Below are 18,117 nucleotides of genomic sequence, written 5' to 3' on the forward strand. Positions count from 1 at the left end.
TGAAAAAATACTTGCTTTTTAAACAGGGATAAGATATGATGTTTTACAGAGTACGTGCGACTGACGGATAAGTGGAATTAACCACGGGGAGCACGATACATTTTAAAGCCGACCGTCTGGGCACCGCTATGGGATGCTCAGGCGGTTTTTTGCGTGTAAATATAAAGGAGGAACAAATGTTATGACTTTGATTTCTTTTAAGGATGATCTAAAGAGCAATTCTTATCCCGGAAGAGGGATCGTAATCGGAAAGACCCCGGATGGAACGAAAGCGGTGGCTGCTTATTTTATTATGGGAAGAAGTGAGAATAGCCGTAACCGTATTTTTGCTGAGGAAGGGCTGGGTATTCGCACCCAGGCATTTGATCCCTCTAAGCTTACAGACCCAAGTCTGATTATATACGCGCCGGTACGGGTTTTGGGAAATAAGACCATTGTAACAAATGGAGATCAGACCGATACCATCTATCATGGTTTGGTAAACCAACTTACGTTTGAACAATCTCTTCGTTGTAGAACCTTTGAACCAGATGGTCCTAACTTTACCCCTCGTATTTCAGGAGTCATGGACATAGAAGATGGAGAGTTTCATTATTCCATGTCCATCTTAAAGAGCAATCACGGAAATCCAGATTCCTGCAACCGCTATACTTTTGCCTATGAAAATCCTCAGGCTGGTGAGGCTCACTTTATCCACACATATAAACATGATGAGAATCCACTGCCAAGCTTTGAAGGGGAACCAAAACTTGTTGAGACTCTTAATGACATGGATGCATTTACAGAGATGGTTTGGGAAAGCTTAAGTGATGAGAATAAAGTTTCACTGTTTGTCCGATATATTGATATTAAAACAGGAATGTATGAAACTAAAATGATAAATAAGAATAAATAACAGGAGTGCGAAGGATGAACGAACTGGAATTAAAATATGGATGCAACCCAAATCAAAAACCCTCCAAGATATTTATGCAGGATGGAAAAGAACTGCCAATAAAAGTATTAAGTGGTCGTCCTGGATATATTAATTTTTTAGATGCTTTTAATGGCTGGCAGTTGGTAAAGGAATTAAAAGAAGCCACCGGCCTTCCGGCAGCAACTTCTTTTAAACATGTGTCTCCTGCAGGAGCGGCAGTGGGACTGCCTCTTGACCCAGTTCTATCTAAGATTTATTGGGTGGAAGATATGGAGAATCTTTCCCCTCTTGCTTGCGCCTATGCGAGAGCCAGAGGTGCGGATCGTATGTCAGCGTTTGGAGATTTTATCGCATTGTCTGATATTTGCGATGTAGATACGGCTAATATTATTAAGCGGGAAGTATCGGATGGAGTCATCGCACCTGGATTCGAGCCTGAGGCATTGGAAATTTTGAAGGCAAAAAAGAATGGTAATTATAATGTCATCGAAATTGATGCAGGCTATAAGCCAGAACCCATTGAAAAAAAGCAGGTCTATGGAATTGTGTTCGAGCAAGGAAGAAATGAATTAAAAATAGACGAAGCGTTATTAAAAGATGTTGTTACTGAGAATCAGGATATTTCAGATTCTGGAAAAATGGATCTAATCATATCACTGATTACATTAAAATACACCCAGTCAAATTCAGTTTGCTATGTAAAAGGAGGCCAGGCCATCGGAATCGGTGCTGGCCAGCAGTCCAGAGTTCATTGTACTAGACTTGCCGGAAACAAGGCGGACAACTGGTACTTACGACAGGCACCTCAAGTCCTTGAACTACAGTTTGTGGATGGAATCCGCCGTGCAGACAGGGATAATGCAATTGACATTTACATTGGCGAAGAATATATGGATGTATTGGCTAATGGCAGATGGGAAAGCATATTCAAAATAAAGCCTCCAATATTTAGTTGTGAAGAGAAAAGAGCCTGGTTAAATCAGCTTTCTGGAGTTGCCTTAGGTTCGGATGCGTTTTTCCCATTTGGCGATAATATTGACCGGGCGTATAAAAGCGGAGTTCAGTTTGTGGCTCAGCCAGGAGGCTCAGTCAGAGATGATCAGGTGATTGAAACCTGTAATAAATATGGAATGGCAATGGCATTTACACAAATCCGCCTGTTCCATCATTAATAAGATACGAAGAAACGGATGGATGTCAGGTCAGACTTGATATCTTGTCCGTTTTTTGTTTTTGATATAATATACTAAAATAAAAGTAGTACCAGCCAATATTTGTGGTAAAAGCACTTTCGTGGAAAGGGGCGCATAAAATGAGAGTAAGTAAGTTTAAGGTGGCTTTCTTTGAAAACTTTTCCCAAACCTTTAACTGCACGAGAGGAACGAGAGTGTCTGGAACGATACCAGGAAGGGGATCAGGAGGCGAGAGCCACACTCATTGAGCGAAATATGCGTCTGGTAGCCCATGTGGCTAAAAAATATCAGAATACGGATTATGATATGGAAGATCTCCTATCCGTAGGAACCATCGGACTGATTAAAGCCGTGAACACCTTCCATACGGACAGAGGCTCAAGGTTGGCTACCTATGCGGCCAAATGTGTGGAAAATGATATCCTATCACAACGGCCCTTTTTACTGATTTTTACCGATCTTTATTAATAGTTCTTGCAAGAAGCTAGCCGCTTGATATAATGAATGTAATATGTATTGTTTATAAGAAAGGGGAACTTATGAAGAATTCGGTTACATTACAGACGCCACCCATGGGATGGAATAGTTATGATTATTACGACACAATGGTAAGTGAGAATGAAATCAAGGCAAATGCTGATTTTATGGCGGAACACCTAAAGGAATTTGGCTGGGAATACATAGTAGTAGATATTCAGTGGTATGCTCATGGTGCAGGAACGATGAGGGACAAGCATCAATATATTCCATTTGGTAAGGTGGAGATAGACGAATTCTCTAGACTATTTCCATGCCCAGACCGTTTTCCTTCCTCTGTTGGAGGATTGGGATTTGGCCCCCTGGCTGAATACATTCATAAACTAGGACTAAAGTTTGGAATTCATATCATGCGGGGGATTCCTAGAATTGCGGCACACACTCATAGCAAGGTCATGGGGACGAATAAGACAGCCAATGAAATCGCAGATCCTTATTCCATCTGTTCTTGGAATCCGGATATGTATGGTGTGATTCCTGAGGCGGAAGGATCTCAGGAGTACTATGATTCATTAATGGATCTTTACGCTGACTGGGGCGTTGATTTCATAAAATGCGATGATATCTGCCGCATGGATGTCCCATCAGCCAAACAGGAAATCAAGATGCTTAAGAAGGCAATAGACCGATGTGGACGCCCTATGGTACTCAGTCTTTCTCCAGGACCTGCGCTCATTGATGAATCATGGCATTATACCACACATGCTAATATGTGGCGTATTACCGACGATTTCTGGGACGATTGGAAGTATCTTCTGCCCATGTTTAAACGATGTGAAATATGGCAGAGGCATGTAGGTGAGGGGAATTACCCTGACTGTGACATGCTTCCGGTGGGAATGGTTGGCAAAGGATTTGGAAATGAGCGACCCACAAGGTTTACCAGAGAAGAGCAGATAACTATGATGTCACTCTGGTGTATATTCCGGTCACCCCTTATGATAGGGGGAGAATTGACGCTCCTTGATGATTGGACTCTGAAACTGTTGACCAACCGAGAGGTATTAAAATTATTAACAAATTCAGAGGGTGCCAGGCAGCTATTAAGAGACGATCATCACTGTATTTGGTTAAGTTATGATAAACAAGATGATAAACGGTATCTGGCAGTATTCAACCTTTCGGAGGAAGAATGTTCTATCATAATTAATCCAGATCTTGTGGAAATTCATAGCTTCAATGACCTTATTCTTACAGAGATTTGGTCTGGAACCACAGAAATTTGCAAAGAAAATCAGCTTACTGTTTCACTTCCAAGGCATGGCGCTTCCATCTATTGTTACTAGCAGCTCTCAAAAAGCATCCTCACACAGTAATGTAGGAAGATGCTTTTTTTATGGAGTAAACATGGAAATATAGGGTTAAATTTATATTTTTCACATATATTGAAACAGGCCAATGCGTAAAGCCCCTTTTGGTCAAGCAATAATTCGGAAATTTACTTATAATCCTGTATTCTTTTTATGGAGGTGTTCATATGGAATTAGAACTAGTATTAGATTTTGTAGGAAAGGGCTTAAGAAAAATCAATTCAGATGTGGAGAAATTGCGTTCCGCTCAATTTAATCAAGAAGACATCTTGGATAATTTAAGCAGTGAGATCATTATGCTTGAAAATCATATTCAATATTTCTATCAGCTTATTCAGCCAGTGAATCAGGAAGAAAATGATGGGTCGCAACCTCAAGATGGCAATCAGCCCCAAGATGGAACGGTAACTCAGCCTCAAAATGGGACACCGCCCCAAGATGGAACGGTAACTCAGCCTCAGAATGGGACACCGCCCCAGGAAGGAACAGAAACCCAGCCTCAGGTATTTACGTTGGAACAATTAGCGCAATATAATGGGAAAGATGGCAATCCAGCCTATGTAGCGGTAAATGGAGTCGTATATAACGTTACCAACAACCCTTTGTGGGCTGGCGGAAATCACTTTTTTGGACTGACAGCGGGGAGGAATTTGACCAGTGAGTTTCAGATGTGCCATCCAGGAGCTATGGTATTAAGCGTGCTCCCGGTAGTAGGAACTCTTGAAACTACAACACAATAAATAAGGTAAGAAACTGCCAAGGCGACTTCCTATCATACCCTATTATGAACTAGGGGTATGATAGGCTTTTACTTATCCTTTATTTGTATCTGGATAAATTTCATTCCATATAACTTGCTTTTGATAAATTGGACAAGAGAGCTGTTTTAAGTAATGTAAGATAGCTTGGCTGTGAATAATAGCCGCCTTTTTTTCTAAATCTTTTTGATCTGTTTCCGTCTTCGGGTGATGAACGATTATATTCATAATAAGTGCTTCCGGAGCTATAGTCTATATAATGTATGATGTCCTGCGTGTCCGGTATGTGCGAAGGAGCGGGTTTTACAAACGTGACGTATTTTGGCAAAGAGGTGTAGCAAATGGAAAAAATAAGAGAGCAGTTTGCAATTTATTCTAGGAAATCTAAGTTTACAGGAAAAGGGGAAAGTATTGGCAATCAGATCGAGTTATGCAGGCAGTATATATCGGCACATTACGGCAGTGATTTTGCACAACAAGCCTACGTATATGAAGATGAAGGCTTTTCTGGTGGAAACCTGGACCGACCACAATTTAAGAAGATGATGCAAGAAGCAAAACAGGATAAATTCACTGCGATTGTCTGCTATCGCCTGGATAGAATCAGCCGTAACATTGGAGATTTTGCTAATCTGATTGAAGACCTTAACCAAATGCACATTTCCTTTATCTCCATCAAAGAGCAGTTTGATACCTCATCCCCTATGGGGAGGGCTATGATGTATATTGCATCTGTGTTCTCTCAGTTGGAGCGGGAGACCATCGCAGAGCGAATCCGGGATAATATGCATGAGCTTTCTAAAAGCGGAAGATGGCTTGGGGGGAATACACCAACTGGCTATCAATCGGAAGGTATCTCAACCATAAAAGAGGATGGAAAGGTCAAAAAAGCTTATCAATTAAGACTTCTCCCAGAGGAAGCAAAACTGGTGCGCCTTATTTATGAGAAGTTTTTAGAAACTGGTTCACTTACTCGGACGGAAACATATTTAATTCAAACTGGTTATAAAACCAAATATAACCGATTGTTTAGTCGGTTTGCCATCAAGGCGATTCTTACCAATCCTGTTTATATGATTGCAGATATGGAAGCCTATCAATATTTAAAAAACAAAAAGGTGGATTTGTTCTCCGATAAAGAAGAATTTAATGGAACAAACGGTATAATGGCTTACAACCGCACGCTTCAGAAACCAGGAAAAGCCCATGAGAAGAAAGAAATGGATGAATGGATTGTAGCCATTGGAGGACATGAGGGCTTGATTTCAGGAGCCATGTGGGTAAAGGTTCAAAATATGTTAGAACGAAATAAATCCAAAAACTACAGGAAGCCCAGAAGCAATGTAGCTCTGATGTCTGGTCTTTTATACTGTGGAGCTTGCGGTGATTATATGAGGCCAAAGCTTTCTGACCGCTTGAATTTAGATGGAGATCAGATCTATTCCTACTTATGCACCATGAAAGAAAGAAGTCGTATGAAATGCTGTACCATGAAAAATCCCAACGGAAATACTCTTGATAAGATGGTAATAGAAGAGATTAAAAAGTTGTCGGTAGACAAAGAAGAATTAAGAATTCAGATGGATCGAAATAAGAGACTTCTTGAGGAAGGAAGAAGAGAGTCAGAAGAGGATATACGACGGATGCAGGAAGAATCCATTCTTTTAGGTGAAGAAATCGCAGGCTTGGTAGCCTCCTTGAAAAAAGCAGGTGGAACAACGGCAGAGGAATATATTGTGGCTCAGATTGAAGAACTTCATCAAAAGAAAGAAGACAATGCAATTCTCATAAGTGAGGTTAGGCTCTCTTTGATAAACAACGAACTTTCTGATGTTGAGGCAGAACGCATTAAAGAGACGTTATCTTCTTTTCCAGATACAATAGATTCTATGAATGTGGAAGAGAAACGAATGGCTGTGCGATCCTTTATTAAAAAAGCTGTTTGGGATGGAAGATGTGTGCATTTGTATTTTTTAAACACAGAGGAGCCGTCAGGAGAGTCTAGCAAATGAAATCCTCATGCTCCTTCGTGCAAATAAAAAATATTCAAAAGAGGTTTCTTTGTTTGAACCCATCGGCGTAGACAAGGATGGAGAGACCGTAAGCCTTGTAGATGTCATTGAAATGGAGAATAAAGAGACACTGGAAACCATTATTTTGAAGCAGGATATCAAAGAGTTGTATCAAGCTTTTGATAGCTGTCTAAAAGACAATGAAAAAACTATAATAGGTATGCGGTATGGACTTTACGGAGGCAAGGAGTATACCCAGCGTGAGATTGCTGATCTTATGGGAATATCAAGATCTTACTCCGCTGTTATAATAGGGATAAAAACAAAAGCGTTTCTTTTATCTTTTATGATTGATGGCATTCTTGAAAATAAAGTCAATTAAAACTGAGGACTAAGTACAACCGTTGATGAAATCAAATAAAAAGCGATATTATTGTATAATTTTGTAAATAAATAGGATAAAATTATGCGTTGTCAATAAAATAACAAAAAAACTTGCATAATATTTTGGTACATGTTAATATGAATCTGTAAATAATTACCAATTAACACTGATGATGTTACATATCTTTCATTTTGAGAGGAGACTTATTTGCATTAGATAGGAACTAGTTAGATTCGCTCAGGTGAGATATCTAGCGTTGTCCAACTAAAAAGGGGGAATTTGTATGAAACAAGCAACAAAATTTTTAATGTCTTCTGCGATGATGCTGACGATTGGGCTATTAAGTTTTACGAATGTTCATGCCCAGGAAAACAAAGCAGACCTTGCAGAGGTCAAAGTGGCTGCTTCAGCGGGAAATGTTTATCTTACCTTTGATGACGGTCCCAATAATGCAACCTCGCAAACCTTGATATCCAACCTTAAAAATGCTGGCTGTTATCAAGCTACATTATTTGTTTGGGGTAACAAGATTGCCAGCAATCAGTCTGCGTGGAGTGCCTACTTAAACTCAGGTTTCAGTCTTCAAAATCATAGCTGGACCCATTCTCAAATGGGTAGTTGGAGCTATCAACAGGTTTACAATGATTTCCAAAAGTGCAATCAGGTAATTCAAAACGCTGGTAAGCCAAAACCTACGAAAGTAAGATTGCCTTATCTTTACAACAACAATACCATTACTCAGGCATGTTCCGCACTGGGATTATCCATTGTAACACCTACTGTATACACCAGTGATTGGGAAGGAGCAAGCACAGAGACCATTATTAACTCCTGTAATAATCTTAAAGCAGGTGGAAATCCTCTGATGCATGATTCCTATCAGAATACGCTTCGTGCACTCCCAACTGTAGTGAATAATTTAAAAAACCGTGGCTTTGGTTTTGCGCAGTATTAAGCTAGATTTTTACATAACTTATATACGCTGCCTGCTGTCTTGGGCAGCGTTTTTATTCACTACTTGAAAAAAGGGGTAAACATGAGAAAAAAGCTTTGGCTACCTTTCTTGCTGCTATTGTTGCTGTTTGTTATTTATTTTATATGTTTCAGAAAAGAAGTCTCCCGAACGTGGGAGCAGGTCAATGGTCCGTATGGAGGTTATATCCATTGCATGGCGGTTGAAGATGAGAAGCTTTTTGCCGGTACGCAGGGAAATGGAATATTTTTCTCTACCGATCAAGGGGCTAACTGGAAGGAGGTTAATGAAGGTTTAACAAGCAATAATATTTATTCCTTGGCCATAAGTGGCACAAAGATTTTTGCGGGAACCGACGGAGGTATCTTTGTTTCATCTACGGATGATATCCGCTGGGAACCCACTGATTCCAGGTGGAACGATATCATGGTATTCTCCATTGCAATTGATCATGAAAATCTCTACGCTGGCACCAGCAGAGGTATATTCTATTCTGAGGATAATGGAATAAACTGGAAAGAAGTAAATCAAGGATTAACTTCAAGCACTGTAAATTCTATCATTATAAGTGGTACAGACTTATTTGCAGGAACAGAGGATGGTGGCATCTTTCGTTCCGATGATCACGGAGCTAATTGGATTCAGGTCAACAATGGACTGACCAAACTGCAAGTCAATTCTCTTGCTGTAAGTGGATCTGCAATCTATGCCGGTACTCTTTTGGGAGGTGTATTTATGTCAGATAACAACGGTGAAAGCTGGCAATCCATGGGTATGGGAGAGACCAGTACAAATATTAATTCCCTTTTTACAAAGGGAGCCAATATTTTTGCAGGAACAGAGGAAGGCATATTTGTTTTTGACGGCACTGGCTGGAAGGCGGTTAACAATGGTTTGTCCAATCATTTTGTATATACCTTGATTGCAGATGAATCCTATGTATATGCCGGTACCAACGGGGGAGGCGTTTTTCTTTCTGCTGACAACGGTGAAAACTGGGATCAAATAAATGAAGGATTATTAAATACCCATATCAGTTCTTTTGCTTCTCGCAATGCCGAGATCTATGCCGGCACCAGTGGGTCAGGAGTTTTTCTTTCCCAGGATGGAGGAATGAATTGGAAAGAAGCTAGTTCCGGTTTAACAAACCCCTTCGTCTTTTCTTTGGCAATGAACGATACCGGTATTTTCGCTGGAACAAACGGTGGAGGAATATTTTTATCCACGGATAAGGGCAGTAGTTGGAATGAGATTAATTCTGGTTTGACTAATAAGTTTGTTTACTCAATCACAGTAAGTGGAGATGATATCTTTGCAGGCACCTTTGGAGGTGGGATTTTCCGGTCCAGTGACAATGGGCAGAACTGGAATAGTGTAAATCAAGATTTGACTAATTATTATATCAGTTCTCTTACTGCTAGCGGTACGGATATTTATGCTGGAACCTTTGGAAGCGGAGTCTTCCGGTCCCTTGATCGTGGTGAGAACTGGGAAGAAGTAAATAGCGGTATGATCAATGCTCAGATTTTTTCATTAACGGGTAGCAGTTCCTTTCTCTTGGCGGCAACACCTGGCGATGGAGTGTTTCTATCTACAAATAAAGGTGACAGTTGGAAGCCAGTAAATACAGGACTGACCAGTGGGAATATCAATACTCTTGTAGTGAAGAATTCTACTGTTCTCGCCGGTACCTACGGTGGTGGCATGTATCAATCTTTAAATAAGGGAAATAGCTGGAGCGAATTTAATTCAGGTCTGGAATCAAATGACGTTTACTCCGTCTTAATGAGTGATAAAGATATCTTGGCCGGGACCAGTGGCAGAGGTGTCTGGAAACGAGCTGGCAAATAATGATAGATGCTGTATATTCTAAATGCTTTTAAGAGAGGCATAGAATATACAGCATTTTTATTTTATTTCATCAAGGATTAATCTCATCATTATCTGTGATATCTCTATATTCGTAAGTGGGTTGTGTAACGTGATATAAAATGGTTTCATTGCATAGGACAATCCGAGAATTGCATAGATTAAAATGGAATAATGAGGAGAGGATGAATTGATTTGACAAGCAAAGAAATCCCGGATATTCCTTTGGTAGACATTGAGGATCTGGTTGATATTAGAACGGTTAACATAGATATGGATCTGCCCAAAGATCAAAGAATCCAAAGTTTTCTAAAGCAGATTAAGAATCCATATTTATTCCGGTGTGGTGATATGGTAATCCAGTCTGTTTTCTCAGATACAGAAATTACGTTAGATGAGCGATTAAAACAATTCTTCCGCATAGAAAGCAGTTAAATGGCTGATTTGAAAAAGCAAAAACTAGGGTTTGAGCAGGTGAAGGTTATCAGATTATATGACATAGGTATAAAGGGAATAGAACAGAGATGGAGCATATAGGGATAAACATAAAGCCGCCTGAGTTTTTGCTGATTTAGTAAATTCTTAGGAGGTTTTTTTATGGAAACAAAAAAAGAAAACAAGCAATACAAAGCGGCCATATACATCCGGTTATCAAAAGATGATGGGGATAAACCAGAAAGCAACAGCGTAACCAATCAAAGAGATTTGATTCGTTCCTACCTAAAGTCAAAACCGGAGATAGAAGTATGTTCAGAGCGAGTTGATGATGGATATAGTGGAGTTTCATTTGAGCGCCCAGCAATAAAGGAACTCTTAGCTGATATAAAAGCTGGGATTATTGACTGCGTGGTCGTAAAGGATTTGTCCCGTTTTGGAAGGAATTATATTGAAACTGGTAGATACATAGAACAGGTCTTTCCCTTTCTAGGAGTCAGATTTATCGCAATAAACGATGGGGTTGATAGTGGAACCATAAAGAGTCAGTCGGATGGCATTGTAATTCCGTTTAAGAATCTAATTAACGATGCTTACAGTCGTGATATCTCTATGAAAGTGAGAAGCCAGATCAAGGTAAGACATACCAGGGGCGAATACATTGGGGCATTTCCAGTTTATGGGTATATCCGGTCGAAAGAAGATAAGCACAAATTGGAAATTGATGAGTTTGCAGCAATGACCGTTAGGGATATTTTTAAATGGAAAACAGAAGGGTATAGCAATCAGAGGATCGCGCAGCACCTAAATGCTGCTGGAATACTATCACCTTTAGAATATAAAAGAATGCTTGGGTGGGCATTTAGTACTTCTTTTAAGCTTAAGCCCATGGCAAAATGGTCTGCTCAGTCTGTAGGACGCATCTTGGAAAATGAAATATATACTGGCACTATGGTCCAAGGGAAAGAAAGCGCTCCCAATTATAAAGTAAAGAAAAAATTCAAAAAGCCAAGGTCAGAATGGGCAATTGTGGAGAATACTCATGAACCTATTATAACAAAAGAGGATTTTTTCCTTGTAAGCCGTATTTTATCTGCGGATACCAGAACGGCTCCAATGCAGCAGGAGCTTTATCCTTTTTCCGGTATTTTAAAATGCAGTGAATGCCATAAAAGCATGATTCGCAGACCCGTCAACTCCAATGGCAAGACCTACATCTATTACACCTGTCGGACCAACAAAGAGGATAAAGAAAAATGCAAGAATTCAAACCGGATTAGTGAACATCAGCTACTAGCCGGTGTGAAAGAGGTAATGAAGCTGCACATTGGAGTGATTAGTAAGAGTGATGACATGATAAATTATATAGAAACACTTCCCATGGAACACATGCAAGTTAAAAAGCACAGGCAACGAATTCAAAAGAAACGGGAAGAATATGAATATTATCAAAACCTAAGTATGGGTTTATATGAGGATTATAAAAAGGAAATTCTAAATAGAGAAAACTACCTTACAATAAAATCAGTTTATGAAAATTTCATTGCGGAGATATCAGATGCTATCGATGTTTTGGAACGTGACATATCAGAGATATTACAGAAAAAAGATATGACGAATCAGTGGATCGAGGATTATAGAAAAAATCAAAATATTACAAACTTAAACCGCTCCATTTTATTATCCCTGGTCAGAGAGATTGTAGTTTATGATAAAAACCATATACAAATGCATTTTAATTATTTTGATGAGACTATAAAATTAAAGGATAACAATGACAATGGCCAGACCAAATAGGAATAACCGGGAGGTAATGTCTGAATCAGATATAAGATCCACGGATAAGAAAGATACAACCTTCCTTACAGCCATTTATGCTCGTCTTTCCATTGAGGACAATGGAATCGACAGCGATTCTATCGAGACTCAGATCTATTATTTGCAAAAGCACGTAAAAGAGCAGAAAGAATTGGAGCTCATATCTACATACTGTGATAATGGGATGACAGGAACTAACTTTGAGCGACCAGGATTTCAAGCCATGTTAAGTGACATAAAAAGTAAAAAAATCAATTGTATCGTTGTAAAGGATCTGTCCCGATTTGGTAGAAATTATATGGAGGCTGGTAATTATCTAGAAAATATTTTCCCCTATTATGGTGTGCGTTTTATATCTGTAAATGACAATTATGACAGCTTGGAAGTGACCGCCAATGAAGCGCTGGCTCTGTCACTTAAAAATGTTTATCATGATATTTATGCGAAAGATATTTCCAGGAAGATCTGTACCTTGTTTGATGTTAAAAAAAAGAAGGGTTTATATCTGGGCAGATTTGCCCCTTATGGTTATAAGAAATCAAATATGAACCCATATCAGTTAGAGATAGAAGAGGAAACGGCTTCTGTTGTAAGAGAGATATTCTCACTTAGGATCAAGGGGATGGGAGTTATAAAAATCGCCAGATGGCTAAATGATCAGGGAATAAGATCTCAGTCTTGCAGGCTTTATGAATTGAGAAAATTAAAGGGAACCAACGGGGAGGCCAACGCGCTATGGTCAGGATCATCTGTAACTGGAATTTTAGAGAATCCAGTCTATTGCGGCTGTATCGTGGAACGAAAGTCAGAACAGTCCTATTACAAAGGAGGCAAAAAAAGATTGATTCCAAAGGAAGAGTGGAAGTATATTGAAAATACGCACGAAGCGATCATAGATCAGGGTACTTTTATAAAAGCTCAAACGATAATGGAGGAATCAAAGAAAAACAAGAAAGAAAACCATAGTACGAAACAGGAGCAAACCGAGAACAGATTAAAAGGTCTTGTTACTTGTGGTTATTGCCATGGGAAGATGATGCGTGACAGTGGATATTTTACCAGAGATGGTAACTTGATACATTATCGCTTAATTTGCCGTAGGAAATATATGAAGCAATCCGTATGCAACGCACCCAGTGTATTGGAAACTGAATTGATTTCTGCGGTAAGCGTAACTGTTAGAAATCAACTGATTGTACTGGCAGATTTATGGGATTTGGGTATAAGGTATAAGAAGCAAGTGGAATGCCAGGAGAAAGCCCATGGCATAGCTGAAAAATGGGAGCATAACCAGGCGGTCTTTCGGGAGGTGGATATAAAAGCACTTGAACTATACGATGATTACAAAAGAGGTTTGTTATCAGATAGTGAATTTATTTACGCGCAAAAAAAGTATGAAGAACAAAAAAACGTACTTAAGATAGATGTTAAGAGTTTAAAAGAGCGGCAAACCGAGGAAAAGCAAACGGCAGATTATGAGATTTGTCTAAATGAATTATTACAAGGAAACAGCAATAATAGTATGACAGGAGAATTGTGGAATCATCTGATTGATAAAATAGTAGTTTGCCGTAAAAAGATTGAAATACATTATACATTCTGCGGAGAATATGAGTAGCAATTTGTATGATTAGAACTACTGAAAAGGAGGTGTGTGAAGATAAAGGAACAGCCTACAGTCGCTATTTATCTGCGTATTTCTGATGAAGATGAAGCGCTAGAGTTGGGAGGCGAGAGCAACAGCATCTCCGGACAAAGAATGTTGTTAAATGATTTTGTCTCTAATCATAAGGATTTATATAACTACCGCGTAGTTGAGGTGGAGGATGACGGATACAGCGGAACTAATTTTGATCGCCCTGGCGTTCAACGATTGTTAGAAATGGCAAAGAGAAAAGAAATTCAGTGTATCGTTGTAAAAGACTTTTCTAGATTTGGGCGAAATTATTTAGAAGTTGGAAATTATCTGGAGCAAATCTTCCCCTTTTTACGCATACGCTTTTTTTCTGTCAATGATAATTTTGACAGCTTTTGCAATGCGGGTGCCGCCGGTTCTCTAGAGGTAGGGTTTAAAAATATCATCTATGAAGCATATAGCAAGGATCTGTCTGTAAAAATTAAGAGTGTACGCAAATCAAAAGCAGAACAGGGAAAATTTGTGACTGCTTTTGCACCTTATGGATTCAAAAAGGATGATAACAACAGAAATAAGCTGGTTATTGACCAGGAGTGTGCCCCTATTGTCATCCAAATTTTTAAGTTATATTTAAGTGGTTCTACAAAAACGGAAATAGCCAGACGGTTAAACCAAGAAGGCGTTCTTTGTCCTATGATGATACGGAAAAAACGGGGTGAGAATTTCAATAGGAATGGATGCAGCGATACCTGTATCTGGACCGTTGGGACCGTATCTCATATATTAGCGGATCAAAGGTATACAGGGGATGCAATTTATGGAAAGAGTAAGCCAGAGTCGGTAGGAAGCAAAAAGGAAATTAAGATACCAAAAGATCAGTGGATTATTGTTCCTGATGCCTATGAAGAGATCATATCTCATGAGGAATTTGAGGCAGTGCAAACATACAAAAGAACATACAAAAAAAAAGGAAATTCAGTCGTATGTAAGAGTTCATTCTCTAAAAAAACAATATGTAAATCATGCGGCCATTTAATGACACGAATCCATCAAGGGAAAAAGATACTCTATTGTTGCAAAACGGGGAGGAACTTATATCATAGTACCTGTTATCAAGGCAAAATAGAAGAAGCTCAATTGGAAGAAGCACTATTGACTTGCTTTAACAATCTAGCAGCTATCACACGACAAACCGATAATATTCGAAAAAAAACTCAGGATATTTCAGTGGCGCATTGTGACGGATTACAGAAAATAGAGTTAGCCATCGCAAGGAAAAAGGGGAAATATCTTGCATTCTATGAAGCTTATAAACAAAAGAAACTATCAGAATTAGATTTTAGGAAAAAATTAAATGACCTAGAGAAGTCCCTTGATACATTACAGAAGCAATATGATGAGATGGAACCATGTTTTCTTAGAGAAAACGAAGAGAAACATACGATATCAAAGGAAACCATTCATTCTCTAGTAGAATTCATAGCAATTGAATCCAATGGATCTCTATCAATTAAGTGGAATTTTATAGATCCATACCAATATACGCTTTCCTAATTTACATTTCTTTTGTCCCTACTGGAACAGACGAATATGTCTCAAGGCTTGAGAAAAAGGCATTGGAGAGGTTGCGGGCAGAATTAAAAAAGTATAACATCTAGTGAATAAAGCAGGGGCAATTGCATAAGTCCCTGCTTTTAAGCTTGAAGCATGCTAATAATTTTGGTACAATATAGAAATATAAAACAGTAAAGGACAGGCATTTTATGAAGGAAGAGAAGAAAGAACAAGGCATAGACAAAGCTAAGGTGAACTGGAAAAAAGAGTTATTTGAGTGGGTCAAGATTATCTTAATGGCTTCTGCCATTGCACTTTGCCTTAATACCTTTATCATTGCCAACAGTAGGATACCAAGCGGATCTATGGAAAAGACCATTATGACAGGAGACCGTGTATTTGGTTCTCGGCTTGCTTACAAATTCGGAGAAGATCCAAAACGCGGGGATGTTGTGATTTTCGATCATCAGACTGGGCCGGGTTCTGCAGAAACTCGTCTGGTAAAACGAATCATAGGCCTTCCCGGAGAGACTGTGGATGTACGAGAGAATAAGATTTATATCAACGAGTCACAAACCCCACTGCCAGAACCGTATCTGCCAGAGGCCATGGAGACGAATGAATTTCACTTTGAGGTACCAGAAGGCCGCTATCTGATGTTTGGAGATAACCGTAACAACTCTGCGGATGCAAGATACTGGCCCGACCCATACGTGCCAAAGGGTAAAATACTGGCTAAAGTCTTAATTCGATATTACCCTAACATTAGGCCGATCCGTTAGTAAGGGGTTCCAAAAGTTGGTAGGGTGAATATATTAAAAGAAAAAAGGTAAGTTCAATGGCGTATGCGTGATATATTCATTTTAGTACTCGCTCTTTCTACGGACAGCTTTGTTGCCAGCCTTGCCTATGGGGCAAACCGGCTGCGTATTTCTTTCGCTAAGGTGATTGCGGTAAATTTAATTTGCAGTGGATGCCTGGGAGCGGCTCTGATGTTTGGTGGCGTTCTTAATGGATTGGTACCGGAAGCCTTTGCAAGAGGACTTGGATTTACATGTCTGTTTTTCCTTGGAGCCATGAAGCTTCTTGATTTTGCCATCAAAAAATATATTAACAAACATGTAAATGTCCGAAAGGATCTTACGTTTTCCATTTCCGGTTTGAGCATTATCATAAATATCTACGGAAATCCCATGGCAGCAGACTGGGATGAATCTAAAACATTATCTTGGAAGGAAACAGTAATGTTTTCTCTGGCCATGTCTATAGACAGCCTTGTGGCTGGAGGATTATCTGGATTTCTCATGATGCCTCCGGGCTTGACTTCATGTATCTCATTACTCGTCGGAATCGTAGTTATGTATATCGGTCTCTTTCTGGGACATGAATTGTCGGTTCGAAAGGACTGGGATCTTTCCTGGGTTAGCGGATTGCTGTTTTTGTTTCTCGCCTTTAGGAAGCTTTAAATGATGGTGATAATGAGGTTTGGCTCTTCTGGGTTAAACCTCTTTTTCACTGTGAATAAATGTTATTAAAAATAGGAGAAGAATACATGCAATATACAATTCCTCATTATTATCATAAATTTCAATGCATCGCAGGAGCTTGTAAGGATACCTGCTGTGCCGGTTGGTCCATCATGATTGATGACAAAGCGAAAAAACGTTATTGGAGGCAAAAGGGAAGTTTTGGTGAACGACTCAAGCAATCCATTGACTGGAAGAACAGCTCTTTTAAGCAATGTGGCAGACGATGTGTCTTCCTAAACCGGGAAAAACTTTGTGATATTTATACCGAAGCTGGGCCGGACATGCTTTGCAAAACTTGTAGGGAATATCCAAGACATACGGAGGAATTTCAGGGTGTCAGGGAGATTTCTCTTTCCCTGTCCTGCGAAGAGGCCGCAAGAATTATTCTTGGTACCAAGGAGTCAGTCTATTTTCAGACAAAAGAAGATGAAAAGGAAGAAATCTATCCTGAATTTGACTCTTCCTTGTTTCATACGCTGACGGAAGCAAGAAAACTTATTATTTCCTTTCTCCAAGACAGGAGATATAGCTGCAGCCACCGTATGGCGATGTCATTAGGGTTTGCCCATGATATACAAAGCAGGATCAGAGGTGACCGGGTTTTTGAAATTAACGGTCTGATGGAGCGGTACCAGGATGAATCCCTACATGGTATCATTGAAAAGAAGATCAATAACAGTAAGGAACATGAGGAAAACCGTTTTGTAAAAGTGAAGGAATGGTTTACCATCTTTCAGGAGATAGAGGTCCTTGATGCGGACTGGTCAAGGTACATTAACACCATTAAGAAGCTGTTATTTGAAAAAGGAATTACTTCCTATGAGGAAAATCGTATTGCTTTTTACAACCATCTAAAGGAAAATCCTGAAAGAGAAGAACAGTGGGAGATTTGGTGTGAACAGCTTTTGGTTTACTTTGTTTTCACTTATTTTTGTGGTTCTGTTTATGACGAACAGCCGTATGGGAAGATAAAGCTAGCAGTCGTGTGCACCTTGCTAATTCAAGAGATGGCTCAGGCAACGTTTAAGATGCGGGAAGGCAGATTGGATTTTTCTGAGTTCGTTCATCTTTCTCATCGCTTTTCCAAAGAAATGGAGCATTCCGACCTGAATTTAAATACAATGGACCGGATATTTACAACAGATAAGAAATTTGGGCTGAAATCCCTTCTTTCTGTTTTATAGGAGAGTAT

The 18,117-nt window shown here is 39.4% G+C and carries 15 protein-coding genes, 2 pseudogenes and 1 riboswitch; of the genes and pseudogenes, 16 read left to right on the plus strand and 1 reads right to left on the minus strand.

Annotated features, from left to right (window positions below; translation table 11 throughout):
- The first annotated feature begins 46 nt into the window (after nucleotides 1-46).
- A riboswitch (ZMP/ZTP riboswitch) is annotated at nucleotides 47-129 on the plus strand.
- Between the two features lie 52 nt (nucleotides 130-181).
- From BET01_RS20800 to BET01_RS20820, 5 genes and pseudogenes are all read left to right on the plus strand, one after another.
- Nucleotides 182-895: an IMP cyclohydrolase gene (locus tag BET01_RS20800; RefSeq protein ID WP_120198796.1), complete on the plus strand. Its 714-nt coding sequence runs from the start codon at nucleotides 182-184 to the stop codon at nucleotides 893-895.
- Between the two features lie 14 nt (nucleotides 896-909).
- Entirely contained in the window at nucleotides 910-2,088 is a 1,179-nt protein-coding gene (locus BET01_RS20805; RefSeq protein WP_120198797.1) for a phosphoribosylaminoimidazolecarboxamide formyltransferase, read from the plus strand.
- Between the two features lie 171 nt (nucleotides 2,089-2,259).
- A pseudogene (locus tag BET01_RS20810) lies at nucleotides 2,260-2,535 on the plus strand (sigma-70 family RNA polymerase sigma factor); the annotation flags it as partial.
- Between the two features lie 113 nt (nucleotides 2,536-2,648).
- Nucleotides 2,649-3,932 (plus strand): glycoside hydrolase family 27 protein, encoded by a 1,284-nt coding sequence (locus BET01_RS20815; protein WP_120198798.1) that lies wholly within the window; start codon nucleotides 2,649-2,651, stop codon nucleotides 3,930-3,932.
- Between the two features lie 191 nt (nucleotides 3,933-4,123).
- Nucleotides 4,124-4,696: a cytochrome b5 domain-containing protein gene (locus BET01_RS20820; RefSeq protein WP_243117291.1), complete on the plus strand. Its 573-nt coding sequence runs from the start codon at nucleotides 4,124-4,126 to the stop codon at nucleotides 4,694-4,696.
- 72 nt (nucleotides 4,697-4,768) lie between these two features.
- On the opposite strand, the gene BET01_RS21670 is transcribed toward BET01_RS20820, so the two are convergent.
- Complete coding sequence (locus BET01_RS21670; RefSeq protein WP_158585116.1) at nucleotides 4,769-4,942, minus strand: hypothetical protein; 174 nt, start codon at nucleotides 4,940-4,942, stop codon at nucleotides 4,769-4,771.
- A 113-nt stretch (nucleotides 4,943-5,055) separates the two neighbouring features.
- Between BET01_RS21670 and BET01_RS20825 the strand changes: the two genes are divergently transcribed.
- The 11 genes and pseudogenes from BET01_RS20825 (at nucleotide 5,056) to fliB (ending at nucleotide 18,109) form a co-directional block, all read left to right on the plus strand.
- Entirely contained in the window at nucleotides 5,056-6,726 is a 1,671-nt protein-coding gene (locus tag BET01_RS20825) for a recombinase family protein (RefSeq protein ID WP_120198799.1), read from the plus strand.
- Nucleotides 6,722-7,108: pseudogene (locus BET01_RS20830) on the plus strand (sigma factor-like helix-turn-helix DNA-binding protein); the annotation flags it as partial. The gene BET01_RS20825 and the pseudogene BET01_RS20830, both read left to right, overlap by 5 nt.
- 286 nt (nucleotides 7,109-7,394) lie before the next feature.
- Nucleotides 7,395-8,066, plus strand: coding sequence for a polysaccharide deacetylase family protein (locus BET01_RS20835; RefSeq protein ID WP_120198800.1), 672 nt, complete (start codon nucleotides 7,395-7,397; stop codon nucleotides 8,064-8,066).
- 213 nt (nucleotides 8,067-8,279) lie between these two features.
- The gene (locus tag BET01_RS20840; protein ID WP_243117292.1) at nucleotides 8,280-9,935 is read left to right on the plus strand and encodes a beta propeller repeat protein; all 1,656 of its coding nucleotides are present in this window, start codon (nucleotides 8,280-8,282) and stop codon (nucleotides 9,933-9,935) included.
- A 213-nt stretch (nucleotides 9,936-10,148) separates the two neighbouring features.
- The gene (locus tag BET01_RS20845; RefSeq protein WP_243117293.1) at nucleotides 10,149-10,388 is read left to right on the plus strand and encodes a DUF6870 family protein; all 240 of its coding nucleotides are present in this window, start codon (nucleotides 10,149-10,151) and stop codon (nucleotides 10,386-10,388) included.
- A gap of 162 nt (nucleotides 10,389-10,550) precedes the next feature.
- Nucleotides 10,551-12,185, plus strand: a complete 1,635-nt coding sequence (locus BET01_RS20850; protein WP_120198802.1) for a recombinase family protein — start codon at nucleotides 10,551-10,553, stop codon at nucleotides 12,183-12,185.
- The gene (locus BET01_RS20855) at nucleotides 12,169-13,824 is read left to right on the plus strand and encodes a recombinase family protein (RefSeq protein WP_158585117.1); all 1,656 of its coding nucleotides are present in this window, start codon (nucleotides 12,169-12,171) and stop codon (nucleotides 13,822-13,824) included. Before BET01_RS20850 ends, BET01_RS20855 begins: the two co-directional genes overlap by 17 nt.
- Nucleotides 13,825-13,860: 36 nt before the next feature.
- The gene (locus BET01_RS20860; RefSeq protein ID WP_120198804.1) at nucleotides 13,861-15,396 is read left to right on the plus strand and encodes a recombinase family protein; all 1,536 of its coding nucleotides are present in this window, start codon (nucleotides 13,861-13,863) and stop codon (nucleotides 15,394-15,396) included.
- Nucleotides 15,397-15,605: 209 nt separating this feature from the next.
- On the plus strand, nucleotides 15,606-16,178 hold the full coding sequence (gene lepB, locus BET01_RS20865; RefSeq protein WP_120198805.1) for a signal peptidase I: 573 nt from the start codon (nucleotides 15,606-15,608) through the stop codon (nucleotides 16,176-16,178).
- Between the two features lie 63 nt (nucleotides 16,179-16,241).
- Nucleotides 16,242-16,862, plus strand: a complete 621-nt coding sequence (locus tag BET01_RS20870) for a manganese efflux pump (protein ID WP_120198806.1) — start codon at nucleotides 16,242-16,244, stop codon at nucleotides 16,860-16,862.
- A gap of 86 nt (nucleotides 16,863-16,948) precedes the next feature.
- On the plus strand, nucleotides 16,949-18,109 hold the full coding sequence (gene fliB / locus BET01_RS20875) for a flagellin lysine-N-methylase (protein ID WP_120198807.1): 1,161 nt from the start codon (nucleotides 16,949-16,951) through the stop codon (nucleotides 18,107-18,109).
- The last annotated feature ends 8 nt before the right edge of the window (nucleotides 18,110-18,117 follow it).

The sequence above is a fragment of the Lacrimispora algidixylanolytica genome (genome assembly GCF_003609635.1).
GTDB classification, from domain to species: Bacteria; Bacillota; Clostridia; order Lachnospirales; family Lachnospiraceae; genus Lacrimispora; species Lacrimispora algidixylanolytica.

Bases quoted from the DNA above. Each gene is read 5' to 3' on its own strand.
- BET01_RS20805 (WP_120198797.1), top strand. From the start codon at position 910: ATGAACGAACTGGAATTAAAATATGGATGCAACCCAAATCAAAAACCC.
- fliB (WP_120198807.1), top strand. From the start codon at position 16,949: ATGCAATATACAATTCCTCATTATTATCATAAATTTCAATGCATCGCA.
- BET01_RS20855 (WP_158585117.1), top strand. From the start codon at position 12,169: ATGGCCAGACCAAATAGGAATAACCGGGAGGTAATGTCTGAATCAGAT.
- BET01_RS20840 (WP_243117292.1), top strand. From the start codon at position 8,280: ATGGCGGTTGAAGATGAGAAGCTTTTTGCCGGTACGCAGGGAAATGGA.
- BET01_RS20835 (WP_120198800.1), top strand. From the start codon at position 7,395: ATGAAACAAGCAACAAAATTTTTAATGTCTTCTGCGATGATGCTGACG.
- BET01_RS20800 (WP_120198796.1), top strand. From the start codon at position 182: ATGACTTTGATTTCTTTTAAGGATGATCTAAAGAGCAATTCTTATCCC.
- BET01_RS20815 (WP_120198798.1), top strand. From the start codon at position 2,649: ATGAAGAATTCGGTTACATTACAGACGCCACCCATGGGATGGAATAGT.
- BET01_RS20850 (WP_120198802.1), top strand. From the start codon at position 10,551: ATGGAAACAAAAAAAGAAAACAAGCAATACAAAGCGGCCATATACATC.
- lepB (WP_120198805.1), top strand. From the start codon at position 15,606: ATGAAGGAAGAGAAGAAAGAACAAGGCATAGACAAAGCTAAGGTGAAC.
- BET01_RS20870 (WP_120198806.1), top strand. From the start codon at position 16,242: ATGCGTGATATATTCATTTTAGTACTCGCTCTTTCTACGGACAGCTTT.
- BET01_RS20820 (WP_243117291.1), top strand. From the start codon at position 4,124: ATGGAATTAGAACTAGTATTAGATTTTGTAGGAAAGGGCTTAAGAAAA.
- BET01_RS20825 (WP_120198799.1), top strand. From the start codon at position 5,056: ATGGAAAAAATAAGAGAGCAGTTTGCAATTTATTCTAGGAAATCTAAG.
- BET01_RS21670 (WP_158585116.1), bottom strand. From the start codon at position 4,942: ATGAATATAATCGTTCATCACCCGAAGACGGAAACAGATCAAAAAGAT.